At 70.8% G+C, this 14,591-nt stretch carries 10 protein-coding genes; 5 read left to right on the top strand and 5 right to left on the bottom strand.

Going from position 1 to position 14,591, the window contains the following annotated elements; genetic code table 11:
* The first annotated feature begins 3 nt into the window (after positions 1-3).
* Together KAG51_RS13205 and KAG51_RS13200 are read left to right on the top strand one after the other, a co-directional pair.
* Entirely contained in the window at positions 4-1,974 is a 1,971-nt protein-coding gene (locus KAG51_RS13205) for a M13-type metalloendopeptidase (protein WP_290584309.1), read from the top strand.
* Positions 1,971-3,173: an MFS transporter gene (locus KAG51_RS13200; protein WP_290584308.1), complete on the top strand. Its 1,203-nt coding sequence runs from the start codon at positions 1,971-1,973 to the stop codon at positions 3,171-3,173. The genes KAG51_RS13205 and KAG51_RS13200 overlap by 4 nt, the downstream gene beginning before the upstream one ends.
* 1 nt (position 3,174) lies before the next feature.
* Here the strand turns inward: KAG51_RS13200 and KAG51_RS13195 are convergent, their stop codons facing one another.
* From KAG51_RS13195 to KAG51_RS13175, 5 genes are all read right to left on the bottom strand, one after another.
* Entirely contained in the window at positions 3,175-4,350 is a 1,176-nt protein-coding gene (locus KAG51_RS13195; protein ID WP_290584307.1) for an HTTM domain-containing protein, read from the bottom strand.
* Positions 4,337-5,086, bottom strand: coding sequence for a DUF5819 family protein (locus KAG51_RS13190; protein ID WP_290584306.1), 750 nt, complete (start codon positions 5,084-5,086; stop codon positions 4,337-4,339). The genes KAG51_RS13195 and KAG51_RS13190 overlap by 14 nt, the downstream gene beginning before the upstream one ends.
* A gap of 106 nt (positions 5,087-5,192) precedes the next feature.
* Complete coding sequence (locus KAG51_RS13185; protein WP_290584305.1) at positions 5,193-6,845, bottom strand: choice-of-anchor G family protein; 1,653 nt, start codon at positions 6,843-6,845, stop codon at positions 5,193-5,195.
* A gap of 174 nt (positions 6,846-7,019) precedes the next feature.
* Positions 7,020-7,997, bottom strand: coding sequence for an HTTM domain-containing protein (locus KAG51_RS13180; RefSeq protein ID WP_290584304.1), 978 nt, complete (start codon positions 7,995-7,997; stop codon positions 7,020-7,022).
* Between the two features lie 5 nt (positions 7,998-8,002).
* On the bottom strand, positions 8,003-8,755 hold the full coding sequence (locus KAG51_RS13175) for a DUF5819 family protein (protein ID WP_290584303.1): 753 nt from the start codon (positions 8,753-8,755) through the stop codon (positions 8,003-8,005).
* Between the two features lie 146 nt (positions 8,756-8,901).
* On the opposite strand from KAG51_RS13175, the gene KAG51_RS13170 reads away from it, so the two are divergent.
* From KAG51_RS13170 to KAG51_RS13160, 3 genes are all read left to right on the top strand, one after another.
* On the top strand, positions 8,902-10,512 hold the full coding sequence (locus KAG51_RS13170) for an ABC transporter substrate-binding protein (protein WP_290584302.1): 1,611 nt from the start codon (positions 8,902-8,904) through the stop codon (positions 10,510-10,512).
* A gap of 86 nt (positions 10,513-10,598) precedes the next feature.
* Positions 10,599-11,696 carry an ABC transporter permease gene (locus KAG51_RS13165; protein WP_290584301.1) on the top strand — a complete coding sequence of 366 codons (1,098 nt, stop codon included), beginning with the start codon at positions 10,599-10,601 and terminating at the stop codon, positions 11,694-11,696.
* On the top strand, positions 11,696-14,380 hold the full coding sequence (locus KAG51_RS13160) for a dipeptide ABC transporter ATP-binding protein (RefSeq protein WP_290584300.1): 2,685 nt from the start codon (positions 11,696-11,698) through the stop codon (positions 14,378-14,380). Before KAG51_RS13165 ends, KAG51_RS13160 begins: the two co-directional genes overlap by 1 nt.
* Positions 14,381-14,591: the final 211 nt, after the last annotated feature.

Raw genomic sequence — 14,591 nt, 5'->3', positions numbered from 1 at the left:
GAGGTGACTCAGGGCATCGACATCACGCAGCTGGACCACGAGATCCGCGTCCAGGACGACCTCTTCCGCCACGTCAACGGACGCTGGCTGCGCGAAGCGCCCATCGCGCCCGACCGCGCGACCGCCGGCTCGTTCGTGACCCTCGTCGACGAGGCCGAGGCCAAGGTCCGTCAGATCATCGAGACCGCGGCGGCCGCCGACGCCCCGGCCGGCTCCGACGAGCGCAAGATCGGCGACCTGTTCGCGTCGTTCATGGACACCGACCGGATCGAGGCCCTCGGCGTCACGCCGTTGCAGCCCGATCTCGCCCGCATCGACGAGGTCGACGACTACACCGGTTTCGCCCGCCTCCTGGGCGACCTGGAGCGCACGGGCACGCACGGCCTGATCGGCATCTACATCGGTCCTGACCGCGGCCAGCCCGACCGCTACGTGACCCACGGGTTCCAGGGCGGTACCGGGCTGCCCGACGAGTCCTACTACCGCGAGGACGACTTCGCCGAGATCCGCACCGCCTACGTCGCCCACGTCGCCCGCATGCTGACGCTCGCCGGCCTGGACGGGGCCGGGCCGGACGCCGCCACCGCACGCGCCGAGCGGGTGCTCGACCTCGAGACGCGCCTCGCTGCCCACCACTGGGACCGCGTCGCGTGCCGGGATGCGCAGAAGACCTACAACCTGCTGCCCTTCGACCAGCTCCAGGCCCTCGTGCCGTCATTCGACCTGGCGACCTGGTCGGCGGCCGGTCAGATCCCGGAGCAGGTCCTGGCCGAGGTCGTCATGGCTCAGCCCTCGTTCCTCGAGGGCCTCGAGACGCTCTTGACCCCCGACCTCCTGCCCGCGTGGCGCGACTGGCTGCGCTGGAACGTCGTCCACGCGGCGGCGGCCTACCTGTCGAGCGAGCTGGTCGAGGAGAATTTCGCGTTCTACGGCCGCACCCTGTCGGGCACCGACGAGCTGCGCCCCCGCTGGAAGCGCGGCGTCTCCTTCGTCGAGGGCGCCATGGGCGAGGCGGTCGGCCGCCTCTACGTGCGCACCGAGTACCCCGACACGGCGCGGGCCCGGATGGACGAGCTGATCGCGCACCTGATCGAGGCGTACCGGTTGTCGATCACCGAGCTGCCGTGGATGAGCGACGCGACCAAGGCCCGGGCGCACGAGAAGCTCGCGGCCTTCACGCCCAAGATCGGTCACCCCGAACAGTTCAAGGACTACTCGGCCCTCGAGACCGAACCCACCGACCTGCTCGGCAACGCGCGCCGCTCGATGGCCGTCGAGACCGCGCGCGAGCTGGCGAAGATCGGCGCGCCGATCGACCGCGACGAGTGGTACATGACGCCGCAGACGGTCAATGCGTACTACAACCCCACGATGAACGAGATCGTCTTCCCCGCGGCGATCCTGCAGCCACCGTTCTTCCACGCAGACGCCGACGACGCCGTCAACTACGGGGCCATCGGTGCGGTGATCGGCCACGAGATCGGCCACGGGTTCGACGACCAGGGCTCGCAGTACGACGGCACCGGCGCCCTGCGCAACTGGTGGACCGACGACGACCGGGCCGCGTTCGAGAAGCTCACGGCCGCTCTCGTCGCCCAGTACGACGAGCTCTCGCCCGAGGGCGCGGACGGACAGAAGGTCAACGGAGCGCTCACGATCGGCGAGAACATCGGCGACCTCGGTGGGCTCAGCATCGCGTACCGCGCGTTCCGGCTGACCGATCCGGGCGACGAGCCGATCGACGGCCTCACGCCCGACCAGCGCTTCTTCATCTCGTGGGCCCAGGCCTGGCAGTCGAAGGTGCGGCCCGCCGAGACGGTGCGGCGCCTCACGGTCGATCCCCACTCACCGCCGGAGTTCCGCTGCAACCAGGTCGTGCGCAACATCGAGGCGTTCTACGCGGCGTTCGACGTGGCCGTCGGCGACGCGCTCTGGCTCGACCCCATCGACCGGGTGACGGTCTGGTCCTCGTGACCTATCCGCAGGGACGCCTCGTCGGGTCCCTCGCGGCGATCCAGGTGGTGGGTGGTGTCGGCAACGGCGCCGGGCTGGCCATCGGCGCGCTCCTGGTCAAGGACGTCAGCGGGTCCTCGGGCTGGGCCGGCACCGCCACCGCGATGCTCACGATCGGTGCCGCACTGGCCACGGTCCCGCTCGCTCGCTGGGCCATGCGCTCGGGGCGGCGCCCCGCCCTCACGACCGGGTGGTTGATCGGGGCGGCGGGCGCACTCGTGTCGATCGTGGGCGCGGACCGCGGATCGCTGCCGATCGTGCTCCTCGGGCTGGTGCTGTTCGGTGCGAGCACCGCGTCCAACCTCCAGTCCCGCTTCGCCGCGACCGACCAGGCCGAGCCCCGCAGGGTCGCCCGCTCGCTCTCGGTCGTCGTGTGGGCCACCACGATCGGTGCGGTGGCCGGGCCGAACCTCACCAGACCCGGAGCCCGGCTCGCCGAGGTGCTCGGCGTGCCCGAGCTCGCCGGGCCGCTCGTGTTCTCGGTCGTCGCCTTCACAGTGGCCGGCCTCCTGACCTTTCTCCTCGTCCGGCCGGACCCGCTCGCGCGGGCGGTCGATGCGCCGCGGCGAGCTCGGGTCTCGCCGTGGCCGCACCTGCGAGGTCGCGCCCTGACGGCCGTCGTCACGATCGCCGCGTCGCACGCCGTCATGGTCTCGGTCATGTCCCTGACGCCCGTGCACCTGGAGGACCACGGAGCCGACCTGGAGGTCATCGGACTGACGATCAGCCTCCATATCGCCGGCATGTTCGCCCTGTCGCCCGTGTTCGGCTGGCTGAGCGACCGCATCGGCCCCGCTGTGGTGGTCCTCGCGGGTCAGGCGGTGCTCGTGCTCTCGACACTCGTGTCCGGCACGGCCGGCCACTCCGAGGCGCAGATCATGATCGGTCTGGTGCTTCTCGGCCTCGGCTGGTCGATGTCGGTCATCGCGGCGGCCGCGATGCTCACCACGGCCGTCAGCGGCGAGGTCCGGCCGGCGGTCCAGGGCATCGCGGACCTCGCGATGAACGTGGCCGGGGCCACCGGTGGCCTCCTGGCGGGCCTGGTCATGGCCTGGCGTGACTTCGGCACGCTGAACGCCGCAGCGGCGGTGCTGACGATTCCGGTGATCGGCCTGGTCGTCTCCGGGAGCCGCGCCGCGGCCGACGTGGTCCGCGACTGACTCAGTCGGTCTCGGCCGTGTCGCGCGAGGGCGGTTCGGTGGCCCGGTCCGAGCGGCCGGCGCCGTGCCGGGCCGCGGTGCGCGCGACCTTCTGCTCCAGGCGGTCCTGCCGACGCAGGCGCACGGCATCGGCTGCCTCCACGAACGGGTCCGAGACGCGGAACCAGAGGTCCTCGACCTGCTGTCGGGGTCGCTCGGTGACCTCGGCGAGCCAGTCGACCCGCTCCTCCAGCAGGTCGTCGGGAAACACCACCAACGTGACCGCGATGATCGCCAGCGCCGCCGGGACGGCCCCGAACACCACGGCGAAGAACACGTTCGCCACGATGGCCACCGTGACCGCGGCGATGCGCGACGGCCGCGTCAGCATCAACGGGGCGAAGAAGAGCTGCGTCAGCAGCACGAGGTAGGTCAGGAGGGCCAGGACGACCGGGCTGGCCGACACCAGGTCCGACAGGACCCCGAACGGCCGGAACTCCGGCAGCTGGGTCGTGTAGTAGAGCGCCTCCCCCGAGCGCCACGCCTCACGCGCGATCTTGTCGAGCCCGGCGGTCACGTACAGCAGCACGGTCTGCACCGCCAGACCGAGCAGGCCGATGTTGTGCAGGCTGATGCCGAGCCACGGCGGGAGGACCTCGTCGGAGTCGAATCCGCGCTGCTCGGCCTCGGCGTCCGCGTCGCGGCGCGCGCGCTGGCGGGCGTCGACCGAGCAGCGGTCACCGGAGCTCGTGAGCACGAGCCACAGCAGCGCCAGCCGGACCGCGTTGTCGCTCGCGCTGCCGACCATCGGGTTCTGACCCACGACGGCGATGAACCCGATCAACGTCACGACGTTGGCCGCCCGGGTGTACCAGCCAGCCGTGAAGGCCAGGGCGGCCAGCGTCGTCACGACGTACACGAGCGTGACCACGGTGTCGGTGGCATTGCGCACGAGCCACAGCTCCGGGAAGTCGACCGCGTCCCGGGCCGGCTCGGCCCACACCGAGGCATTGCCGACCCACAGCGTGCGGTCGGAGAAGTTGACCACGAGGGTCAGCACGACGCTGAGGCCGAGCAGGATGCGGCACAGACCCAGCGCCACCAACGCGTGCCGCCCGCCAAAGAGCCAGCGCTCGGCGGACTCGCGGGCTCCGATCACGGTGTCGACGACGACCCACCACGTGTCACGCACCGTCATCACCCCCTACGTAGTCGTCGAAGGCCCGCTGGGCCTCTTCGTTGCCGGCGATCGCGTCGCGCCACCCCAGTGTCACGAACGAGAACGGCTCGTCGCGCACCGTGCCGTCGTTGCGGTCGTCGTACGCGGGAACGCGGCGCAGGCCGACCCGGATCTGGACCTGCTCGACCGTGCCATCGGCCCGGGCTGTGCTGTACAGGGTGCCGAACTGGGTGGCCATCGCCCAGTTCGCGAAGAAGACCTGGGCCTGGAACGGCGTGGCGCCCTCGGCCTCGATCTCGACCTGGCGCACGGCGCGGTCCTCCTCGAGGAGATCCTCCTCGACCAGCGGGCGGGCGTCCTCGGGGAACGAGGTGATCGCGACGTTGAGGTTCGTCGCGAGCGACCGGGCCGCGCGGTCGATGCGAGGCCGCAGCAGGCTCCCGTCCTCCAGGTCGGCCGTGACGTCGGTCCACGGGGTCTCCACGGTCTCACCGTCCGCGGTCAGGACCCTGGACCTGACCAGCAGCGCCTCGTCGGCCCGCTGGACCCCGGGGTCGACCGTGGTGGGCGACTGGCGGAAGTACGGGTTGACGTAGGAGGCCAGCGTGTTGTCACCGACCGTCTCGCGGATGGGGCTGGACGGACTGAGCCACAGCCCGACGACCGCCGAGTGCACGATGACGACCGCCGCGACCGTGAGCATGATCCCGCTCTGCCACCGGGTCGCGCGAACCTCGGAAGCAGGGGCGGACATGAGCTCCATCCTAGGTCGAGATGAGTCGGGAGCCGGACATGACCGATGCCGGTGACCCGAAGGTCACCGGCATCGGTTCGTCACTGCGTGACGTCAGTGCTCTCGATCAGGCGAGCAGAGCCGACTCGCGGCGCTTCTCGTTGATCATCGCGGCCGCACCCAGGGCCACCAGGAGCAGACCCAGCAGCCAGAAGGGCCACAGGTTCGACGCACCGGTGCTCGGCAGGGTGTCGACCGACTTGTCGGCCAGGCCCCCGTTGCCGTTCAGGTTGGCGTTCGCATTGGCCGGAGCGTTCGCGTTCGCCGGAGCGTTCGCGTTGGCCGGGGCGTTGGCGTTGACGTTCGCGTTGTCGTCGAACGTGTTGACCGAGTTAGGACCGACGAGCGAGTTGGCCAGGTTGAGGCTCAACAGACCACCGTTGCCGGCAGCGCCCAGGACCTCGACGCGCAGGGCCGTGATGGCAAAGACGCCCTCGGTGCCCGTGCGGTCGCTCGAGACGAGCGCGACGTAGTTGTCCGGGTCAGCGTCGGCGTTGGTGCCGACATGCTGCAGGTTGACGCGGACGTTGACGACACCCGTGAGCTGCTCGAGCACGTCGGCGAGGGCCGAGCCGAGCTGAGCGAGAACCGGGTCGAGCACCTGCGCGATGACGGCCTGAACCGCATCGTTGACCGGGGCGAGCAGATTCGCGGCCAGATCACCCAGCGGGATCACGATCGGAGGCACGATGCCACCCAGGGCCGTGACCTCGACCGAGAGATCCGCAACGGCGTCGGTGAGGTTCTGGACCAGGGCGGCCACGAAGTCATCGACCTGCTCGGTCAGCTCGGTGACGACCAGCGGCAGGAGCTCGGTGTCGCGCGGCAGGTTGTTGATGTCGATGCCGGCCGAGGCCAGGAGGGTGGGAACGTCGACCGAGATGAGACCGGCGTCGGGACCGGTCAGGTTGATCGAGACACCGTTCTGCGTGGTGTTGGCGATGGCGTTCGTGACGGAGTCGATGCCGATGACCTCGACCGTGGCGACGCCGGGGACACCGATCGAGAGGCCGTCCAGCGTGCCGACGATGCCCAGCGGATCAAGCGTCTGGAGCGCGACGAGCTCGATGTCGAGCCCGCCACCGGTGATGCCGTAGTCCAGGACGGCCTGGTCGGCGGCGTCCGGCTTGGTCAGGCCCGCGCCGGTCAGCGTGGCCGACGAGGCGGCGGCGCCGAGGTCGAGCACGATGTTGGCGACCGGGTTGAGTGCCTCGAGCGGCTGCCCGGGACCGGTGAGGTCGAGCGTGGCGTTCGACGGGCCGCCCGGAGCGGCGGAGTCGACGTTGATGGCGCCCTCGTTGGTGATCAGGCCCGAGGCCGCGAGCGAGACGTTCTTGTCGGCCTTGGCGTAGCTGCCGATGACACCCACGCCCAGCGAGCCGAGCAGGTCACCCAGCGGTCCGGTCAGGGCCTCGAGCGCGTTGAGCGCGCCCTCGGCGTAGTAGGGGCCCGGAGCGGTCTCGGCCGTGCCGGCTGCGGTGTCGACGCGCGAGATGACTCCCGTGGCGCCGTCGCCGGCCTGCTGCTCGTTCTCGGCGAGCACGTCGACCAGCGGATCGACCAGCGGGCTCCCCAGAGCACCGGTACCGACGACGTACTGCGCCTCGGCGTAGGACTTGTAGTCAGTGACGGTGGCGGCGCCTGCGTTCAGGCTGGCCACGGAGGTGACGAGCAGCGTCGCGACGCCGGCTCCGATCACCTTCTTGCCGATGTGCTTCATGCGGGAGTGCTCCTCGTAGTCCAAGCGTTCGGGTGGGGCGCAGGTGTGTTCCCCGCCCGGGCGGAAGGCAGGACGAGCCCCGTGGAGCTCGTCAGTCCGAGCGACAGTTTAACCACATTCTCAGCAAGTCTGACCATTCGCCCGAAACCCGGCGGCGTGGCGTGGCTCACATGCTCACGGCCCGGTTCTCCCGGCACCTGTGTCCTCGGGGGTCGACCGGAGGCGCCTTCCCCACCTGCGGACGGCATCAGCAGCTCGTCGCCAGCTGGCGTCACTGATCAGCACGGCGTCCGCCGCGATCATCGCCAGCGAGAAGTACATGAGCCCCATCAGGAGCCCGATCCCGAGGTGGGTGCCGGTCACCAGGACGAATCCGAGGATGCGGGTGCGCCGGTCGAGCAGCAGGAGGGGGAAGGCGAGCTGGATGGCCATGGCACTCCAGGTGGCCGCGTGGACGAAGGGCGACCACGTGTAGAGCCAGCCGAGCTCGTCGAGCCACGGGGAGTACTGGTTGACCTGCAGCGGGGAGTAGACCGCGGTGCCGTCGAGCCAGGTGGGACCGTCGAACTTCCACAGCGCCGAGCCGACGTAGATCATGACGATCTGATGCGCGATCAGCACGACGGCCAGGTTGTTCAGCAGGATCGTGAGCCACTCGGTGGACCCCGCCGGCCGCGATCGGGCCCGACGGCGGCGCGCGTCGAGCGATGCCGCGGCGCCACTGTCGCTGAAACACAGGTAGAACAGCACCAGCCGGACGACGTCCTCCGCCCCCGAACGCAGGATCGGCGAGGCGTCGATCATGACGGCCCACAGGACGAAGGTCGCGATGCAGGCGGTGCGCGTGTGCCAGCCCACGAGCAGCGCCAGGCCCGCGAGCACCGATGCGAGCACGGCCAGGTCGGTCACCCACGCCGGCGCGGCCGGCAGCCACGGCAGCCACGTCACGACGGCCTGGCGCTCGTGGAACGGCTCGGCCCATCGGTGCCCGACACCCCAGATGTACTGACGGTCGGCGAATCCCACGACGAGCTGCAGCAGAATCGTGACGGCCAGGGTCATACGCGTGGCCGCGAGGCCGTAGGTCGACCACCGGTGGGACGTCACGGTCTCGACGAAACGGTCCAGGACGGATCCCGATCGCGTGGCCACGCCGCTCACGAGTGGCGCTCCAGGTAGCCACCGACGCTGCGCCGCCGCTCGGGGTCGTCGGCGGCCGGCACCCGCCACGGCCCCGCCACGGTCCGCCCGACGGACTTCTCGGCCTCGTGGCGACGCTCCCAGGGAGGCGCCGTCGAGAGCCGGGTGCCGTAGCGCACCGCGACGAGCTCACGGCCGGGCTCCATCGAGCGGAACACGTCCGTCAGGTAGGTCGTCGCTCCTGCGTCACGCTCCACGATGAGGTCACGGGCCAGCCCGGTGACGTCCTCGGAGCCAAGCGCCTCGGCCACCTCGGCCTCGTCGAGCGGGTCGCCCGGCGACGACGCCTCGGCGACAGCGGTGCGGACCTCAGGGTCGGCGTTCGACCACACCGCCTCGAGCCCGCCCGCCAGGCGCGACGTCAGGTACGCCGACCGCGGCGCCCCCACCGAGTGCGCCACGACCGAGTCGTCGACCGCCGTGAGGTTGATCCACTCCCCCGTCGTGACCGTGCCGCCGTCCCGCCAGGCCGCCTGCACCATCAGGTCGCGATCGGCGTTGACGGGGCTCGGCGCGAAGAGCTTCCACTCCTCCTCGAAGTACGCCGGGAGCACGACCTCGGCTGCCGTACGGGTGCCCGGCGGTGCCGACTGCGGCGGGATCGAGATGATCGTGACCCCGAACAGCTGGACGGCCACGACCGCGGCCACCACGAGCACGACGACGCGACGGGTCCTCGACACCTCGCTCGTCCCGGGCTCGCTCGTCACCGGGCCACTGTAGGGCGCGCGGGCCGGCAAGAAGTTGCCGACGTCACCCATTTGCAACCTCGCAGGCCTCCCCAGGCGCCGGTCCGGCTGACTACGTTGCGAGGACTCGGGTCCGACGGGCGGGCTCGCTCTCAGGAGGAGTTCGTATGTCGTTGCGCCGCGGCGCCGCCATCGCGCTGACCACGGCCGTCTCGGCCGCCACCCTCGTCGCCTGCGGTTCGGGCGACGAGTCCACGGGGCTCATCGTCGGCACCACCGACAAGGTCGTCTCGATCGATCCGGCCGGCTCCTACGACAACGGATCCATGACGGTCCAGACGCAGGTGTACCAGTACCTGCTCAACTTCCCGGCCGGGTCCACCGAGCTGGCTCCCGACGCCGCCGAGTCGTGCGACTTCACCGAACCGACGGTCTACACCTGCACGCTCAAGCCAGGCCTCACGTTCGCGAACGGCAACGACCTCACCGCCTCCGACGTCGCGTTCTCCTTCCAGCGCATCGTGGACATCAACGACCCGAACGGGCCCGCCTCGCTGCTCGGCACCATGGCCTCGGTCGAGGCCGTCGACGACACCACGGTCACGTTCACGCTCAACTCGCCGAACGACCAGACCTTCCCGCAGATCCTCGTGACCTCGGCCGGCCCGATCGTCGACGAGGAGACGTACCCGGCCGACGAGGTGCTGTCCGACGACGACGCGGTCGAGGCGGGCGGGTTCTCCGGCCCGTACACGATCACGTCCTACGACAAGAACGAGCTCGCGGAGTTCACGGCCAACCCCGACTACGACGGCACGTACGACGCGCCGTCCGAGGACGTCGTGACGCTCAAGTACTACGCGAAGTCCGAGAACCTCAAGCTCGACATCCAGAACCAGGCCATCGACGTGGCCTACCGCTCCCTGACGCCGACCGACATCGCGGACCTCGAGAAGGCCGACGGCATCACGGTGCACCAGGGCGCCGGCGGCGAGCTGCGCTACGTGGTCTTCAACCTCGACACGATGCCGGGCGGCACGCCGGCGCAGAAGCTCGCGGTGCGCCAGGCCGTGGCCTCCTCGGTCGACCGCGCCGAGCTGTCGACCGAGGTCTACCAGGACACCTACACGCCCGCGTGGTCGATGGTGCCCGAGGGACAGACCGGGGCGACCGAGGCGTTCAAGGAGCTGTACGGCGCCGAGCCCAACCTGGAGGCTGCGGGCAAGTACCTGTCCGACGCCGGCGTCGCGACGCCGGTCGAGATCCAGCTGCAGTACAACCCCGACCACTACGGTTCCAGCTCCGACCAGGAGTACAGCGCGATCAAGCGTCAGCTGGAGGACACCGGGCTGTTCACGGTCAACCTGCAGTCGACGGAGTGGAACACGTACTCCGAGGAGTTCCCGGCCGACGGCTACCCCGTGTTCCAGCTCGGCTGGTTCCCCGACTTCCCGGACGCCGACAACTACTTGTCGCCGTTCCTCGCGCCGTACTCGACGGACAAGGCGGGCAACTTCACCAACTCGCACTACAACGAGGAGGGCACGCCGCACGCCGACCCCGACATGACGGCGCTGCTGGAGTCCGAGCGCACCGACGGCGATCCCACGACCCGCGCCGCGACCCTGGCGCAGATCCAGACGCGGCTCGCCGAGCAGGTTCCCTACCTGCCCCTGCTCACGGGCACCTCGGTCGCGGTCGCGGTCGACGGCGTGACCGGCGTCGACGACACGCTCGACCCGTCGTTCAAGTTCCGGTTCACCTCGCTGGCGCAGTAGCCAGCCCTGGGCGGGGGCGGGTCCGGCGGACCCGCCCCCGCGCACCCTGACCGCGTCCGACTCCCGTCCGAAGGGACGCCCCACCCATGTCCTCCGCCGAAGTGCTCGGCCCGGCCGAGCTGCCGTCGTCCGGCCCACCGACCGCCGAGTCCCGCAGCCACACCCGGCTGAACCCCCTCGCGCGGTACCTGCTCGTCCGGCTCGCCCTCATCGTGCCGATGATGTGGTTCCTCGTGACGCTGGTGTTCGTCCTGATGCGCGTCATCGGCGACCCCATCCAGGCGGCGCAGGGCGGCCGGCTGAGTCCGGACCAGATCGCCGAGCGCAAGGCCGAGGCCGGCCTCGACCGGCCGATGCTCACGCAGTACCTGGAGTACCTCGGCGGCATCGTGCGGGGCGACTTCGGCACGACGCTGACCGACAACCGTGAGGTCTCGCAGATCCTGGTGCAGAACGGCGCCGCGACGCTCGAGCTCTCGGTCTACGCACTGATCGTGGCGTTCGCGGTGGGCGTGCCGCTCGGGCGCCTCGCGGCCCGGCACCGCGACCGCTTCCCGGACGTCGTGCTGCGACTCGGCGCGATCCTGGTCTACGCCGCGCCGGTGTTCTTCGTCGGCCTCCTGCTCAAGCTCGCGTTCACCCCCTTCGGATGGCCCTCGTCGGGCCGCGCGAGCACCTCGACCGAGCTCGCGCTGTCCCGGACCGGCCACGAGACCCACATCCTGCTGCTCGACGCGATCCTGTGGGGCAGCCCGGACATGGTGCTCGACGTCCTCCAGCACGCGGTGCTGCCGGCCGTGGCGCTCGGCCTGTTGACCGGAGGGGTGTTCCTACGCCTGGTCCGGCTCAATCTGCTGCAGACGCTCCGGGCGGACTTCGTCACGGCGGCCCGGGCCCGGGGCGTCTCCGAGCGCAGGGTCGTGCGCAAGCACGCGTTCCGCACGGCCCTGGTGCCCGTCGTGACGGTCATGGGCATGCAGATCGCGATGCTGCTCGCCGGCGCGATCCTCACCGAGACCACGTTCGAGTGGAAGGGCATCGGCTACGAGCTGTCGGAGTACCTCATCGCCCGCGACTTCCTCGCCGTCCAGGGCATCGTGACCCTGATCGCCCTGATCGTGGGCGTCACGAGCTTCCTGATCGACGTCATCGTCGCCGTCGTCGACCCGCGGGTGAGGTTCTGATGGCCCGCCGCACCCGATGGCCCGTCCCCACCGTCGTGCGCCAGTCGCACGGCCTGCAGCGGGTCATGCTGCTGCTGGGCTTCGGCCTCATGGCCCTGTTCGTCGTGGTCGCGGTGTTCGCACCGTGGATCGCGCCGTACGGCTTCGACGCCGTGCGCGACGCCGATGGCGTCAGGTTCGGCACGCAGCAGACGCCGTCCGCGGCCCACTGGTTCGGCACGACGGTGGGCGGTCAGGACGTCCTGTCCCGGGTCGTGTTCGGCGCCCGCACCGCGGTCGAGGTCATCGTGCTGGCCGTGGTCCTGTCGAGCCTCGTCGGCGTTCCGCTCGGCCTGGTGTCCGGCTACCTCGGCGGGTGGCTCGACCGGGGCCTCGTGCTCGTGATGGACGCCCTCTACTCCTTCCCCTCCCTGCTGCTGGCGATCGTCGTCTCGATCGTCCTGACCGGCGGGCAGAGCAGCGCCTTCGGTGGCATCTTCGCCGCGGCCGTCTCGATCACCGTCGTGTTCGTGCCGCAGTACTTCCGCGTCATTCGCAACGCGACACTGGCGGTGAAGTCCGAGCCCTACGTCGACGCCGCGCGGGTGGCCGGCGTGCGCACGCCACGGATCCTGCGCCGCCACGTCCTCGCGAACGTCTCGCAGTCGCTGCCGGTCATCGCGACCCTCAACGCCTCCGAGGCGATCCTCACCTTGGCCGGACTGGGGTTCCTCGGCTTCGGCATCGAGCCCTCGGCCGCCGCCGAGTGGGGCTACGACCTCAACAAGGCCCTGCCCGACGCGGCATCCGGCATCTGGTGGACCGGCACGTTCCCGGGTCTGGCGATCGTGCTGATCGTCCTCGGCGTCACGCTCGTCGGCGAGAGCCTCAACGACATCTGGAACCCCCTCCTGCGGACCCGTGGCGGCGCCGGCGGCCACGACGCCGACGAGATCGCCGACCTCGGGACGGTCGATCCCACCACCCCGGCCGCCCTCGACGACGCGCCCGCCGCGCAGTCCGGCCGGCCGGAACCGAGCGAGAAGAAGCTGGCCGTGCTCTCGCTGCGCGACCTCTCGGTCTCGTTCCGCACCGACGGCGCTCCCCTGCAGGCCGTGCGGGAGATCGGTTTCGACGTGCACGCGGGCGAGGTCGTCGCGGTGGTCGGCGAGTCCGGATCAGGCAAGTCGGTCAGCTCGCGCGCAGTCCTCGGACTCCTGCCCGACTCGGCCACGGTCGACGGGTCCGCCGTGCTCCGCACCCCCGGCGACGAGCCCCGCGAGCTGATCGGGCGCAAGGCCGACGCGATGAGGTCGATCCGCGGCGACGAGGTCTCGATGGTCTTCCAGGAGCCCTCCGCCGCACTCACGCCGGTGCGCACGATCGGCTGGCAGCTCGTGGAGTGCCTGCGGGCCCACCGCGACATGTCCGTGGCCGAGGCGAAGGAGCGCGCCGTCGAGCTGCTGGACCTCGTGGGGCTGCCGGACCCGTCCGAGCGCGTCGGCCACTACCCGCACCAGCTGTCGGGCGGGCAGAAGCAGCGGGTCGTGATCGCGATGGCGATCGCCTGCGAGCCCGACGTGATCATCGCCGACGAGCCCACGACGGCCCTCGACGTCACCGTGCAGGCGGCGATCCTGGAGCTGTTGCTCTCGCTGCGCGACCGGCTCGGCACCGCGATCGTCCTGATCACCCACAACATGGGGGTCGTCGCGGACGTGGCCGACCGGGTCGTCGTGATGTACCGCGGCTCGATCGTCGAGCAGGCCCCGGTCGACCAGCTGTTCGCGGCGCCGGCGCACCCGTACACCCGGGCCCTGCTCGACGCGGTGCCCCACCTCGGCCACGAGACCGGCCCCGGCGACGCGGCACCCAGTGACGTCGTGCTCGACGTCGAGCACCTCGTGGTCGACTTCGCGGGCGGCTTCGGCCGTCCGACGTTCCGGGCGGTCGACGACGTCTCGCTGCAGGTGCGCCGGGGCGAGGTGCTCGCGCTCGTCGGAGAGTCCGGATCGGGCAAGTCGACGATCGGGCGGGCCGCCGTGGGGCTCCAGCAGCCCACCAGCGGCAGCATCACGGTGGCGGGTCAGCAGGTGTCGGGTCTCAGCGACGCCCGCCTGCGGCCCCTGCGGCGAAAGTTCGGCGTGGTCTTCCAGGACCCCGCGGCGTCGCTCAACCCGAGGCTGTCGGTGGGCGACTGCGTCGCCGAGCCCCTGCGCACCCAGACCGACCTCTCGTCTGTCGAGGTCCGGGGTCGGGTCCGCCGGCTCCTCGAGGACGTCCAGCTGTCCGGCGAGCACGCCGAGCGGTTCCCGCACGAGCTGTCCGGCGGCCAGCGGCAGCGCGTCTCACTCGCGCGAGCGCTGGCGCTCGACCCTGAGCTGGTGATCGCCGACGAACCGACGTCCGCGCTCGACGTCTCGGTGCAGGCCCGGGTGCTCGAGGTGTTCCGCGAGCTGCAGGACCGGCTGCAGTTCGCCTGCCTGTTCATCAGCCACGACCTCGCCGTCGTCGACTCGCTCGCCAACCGGGTCGCGGTCCTCCAGCACGGCCGGCTCGTCGAGGTCGGTCCGCGCGAGCGCGTGCTGCGCTCTCCCGGGAAGGACTACACGCGCCGGCTCATCGCCGCCGTGCCCGTCCCCGACCCGGTCGAGCAGCGCCGCCGGCGGGCAGAGCGTGGTGTCTTGCTGACCGACGAGAGCTGAGCCAGCGACACCGAGCACGGCAGCCGGTGACATCGCACGGGACATGTGCCGTGCCATGTCACCGTCTGCCGGGTCAACTCCGTAACTCGGCCGGTTGGGTCACGGCGAACGCCCGCCCCGCTCGTCGTCCCTGGCCGCTTGTCCTGCACGTCGGCGGAGCCGAACCCTCGAGCCGGCGGCCGCTTCCTAGCTGTGATGCCCAGGGACGTTG

This window comes from Aeromicrobium sp., from assembly GCF_023146395.1.
Lineage (GTDB): Bacteria > Actinomycetota > Actinomycetes > Propionibacteriales > Nocardioidaceae > Aeromicrobium.
Note: the sequence above shows the minus strand (reverse complement) of the source record. Positions and strands in the feature narration are given on the sequence as shown.

Bases quoted from the DNA above. Each gene is read 5' to 3' on its own strand.
- KAG51_RS13195 (WP_290584307.1), bottom strand. From the start codon at position 4,350: ATGACGGTGCGTGACACGTGGTGGGTCGTCGTCGACACCGTGATCGGA.
- KAG51_RS13190 (WP_290584306.1), bottom strand. From the start codon at position 5,086: ATGTCCGCCCCTGCTTCCGAGGTTCGCGCGACCCGGTGGCAGAGCGGG.
- KAG51_RS13185 (WP_290584305.1), bottom strand. From the start codon at position 6,845: ATGAAGCACATCGGCAAGAAGGTGATCGGAGCCGGCGTCGCGACGCTG.
- KAG51_RS13170 (WP_290584302.1), top strand. From the start codon at position 8,902: ATGTCGTTGCGCCGCGGCGCCGCCATCGCGCTGACCACGGCCGTCTCG.
- KAG51_RS13165 (WP_290584301.1), top strand. From the start codon at position 10,599: ATGTCCTCCGCCGAAGTGCTCGGCCCGGCCGAGCTGCCGTCGTCCGGC.
- KAG51_RS13160 (WP_290584300.1), top strand. From the start codon at position 11,696: ATGGCCCGCCGCACCCGATGGCCCGTCCCCACCGTCGTGCGCCAGTCG.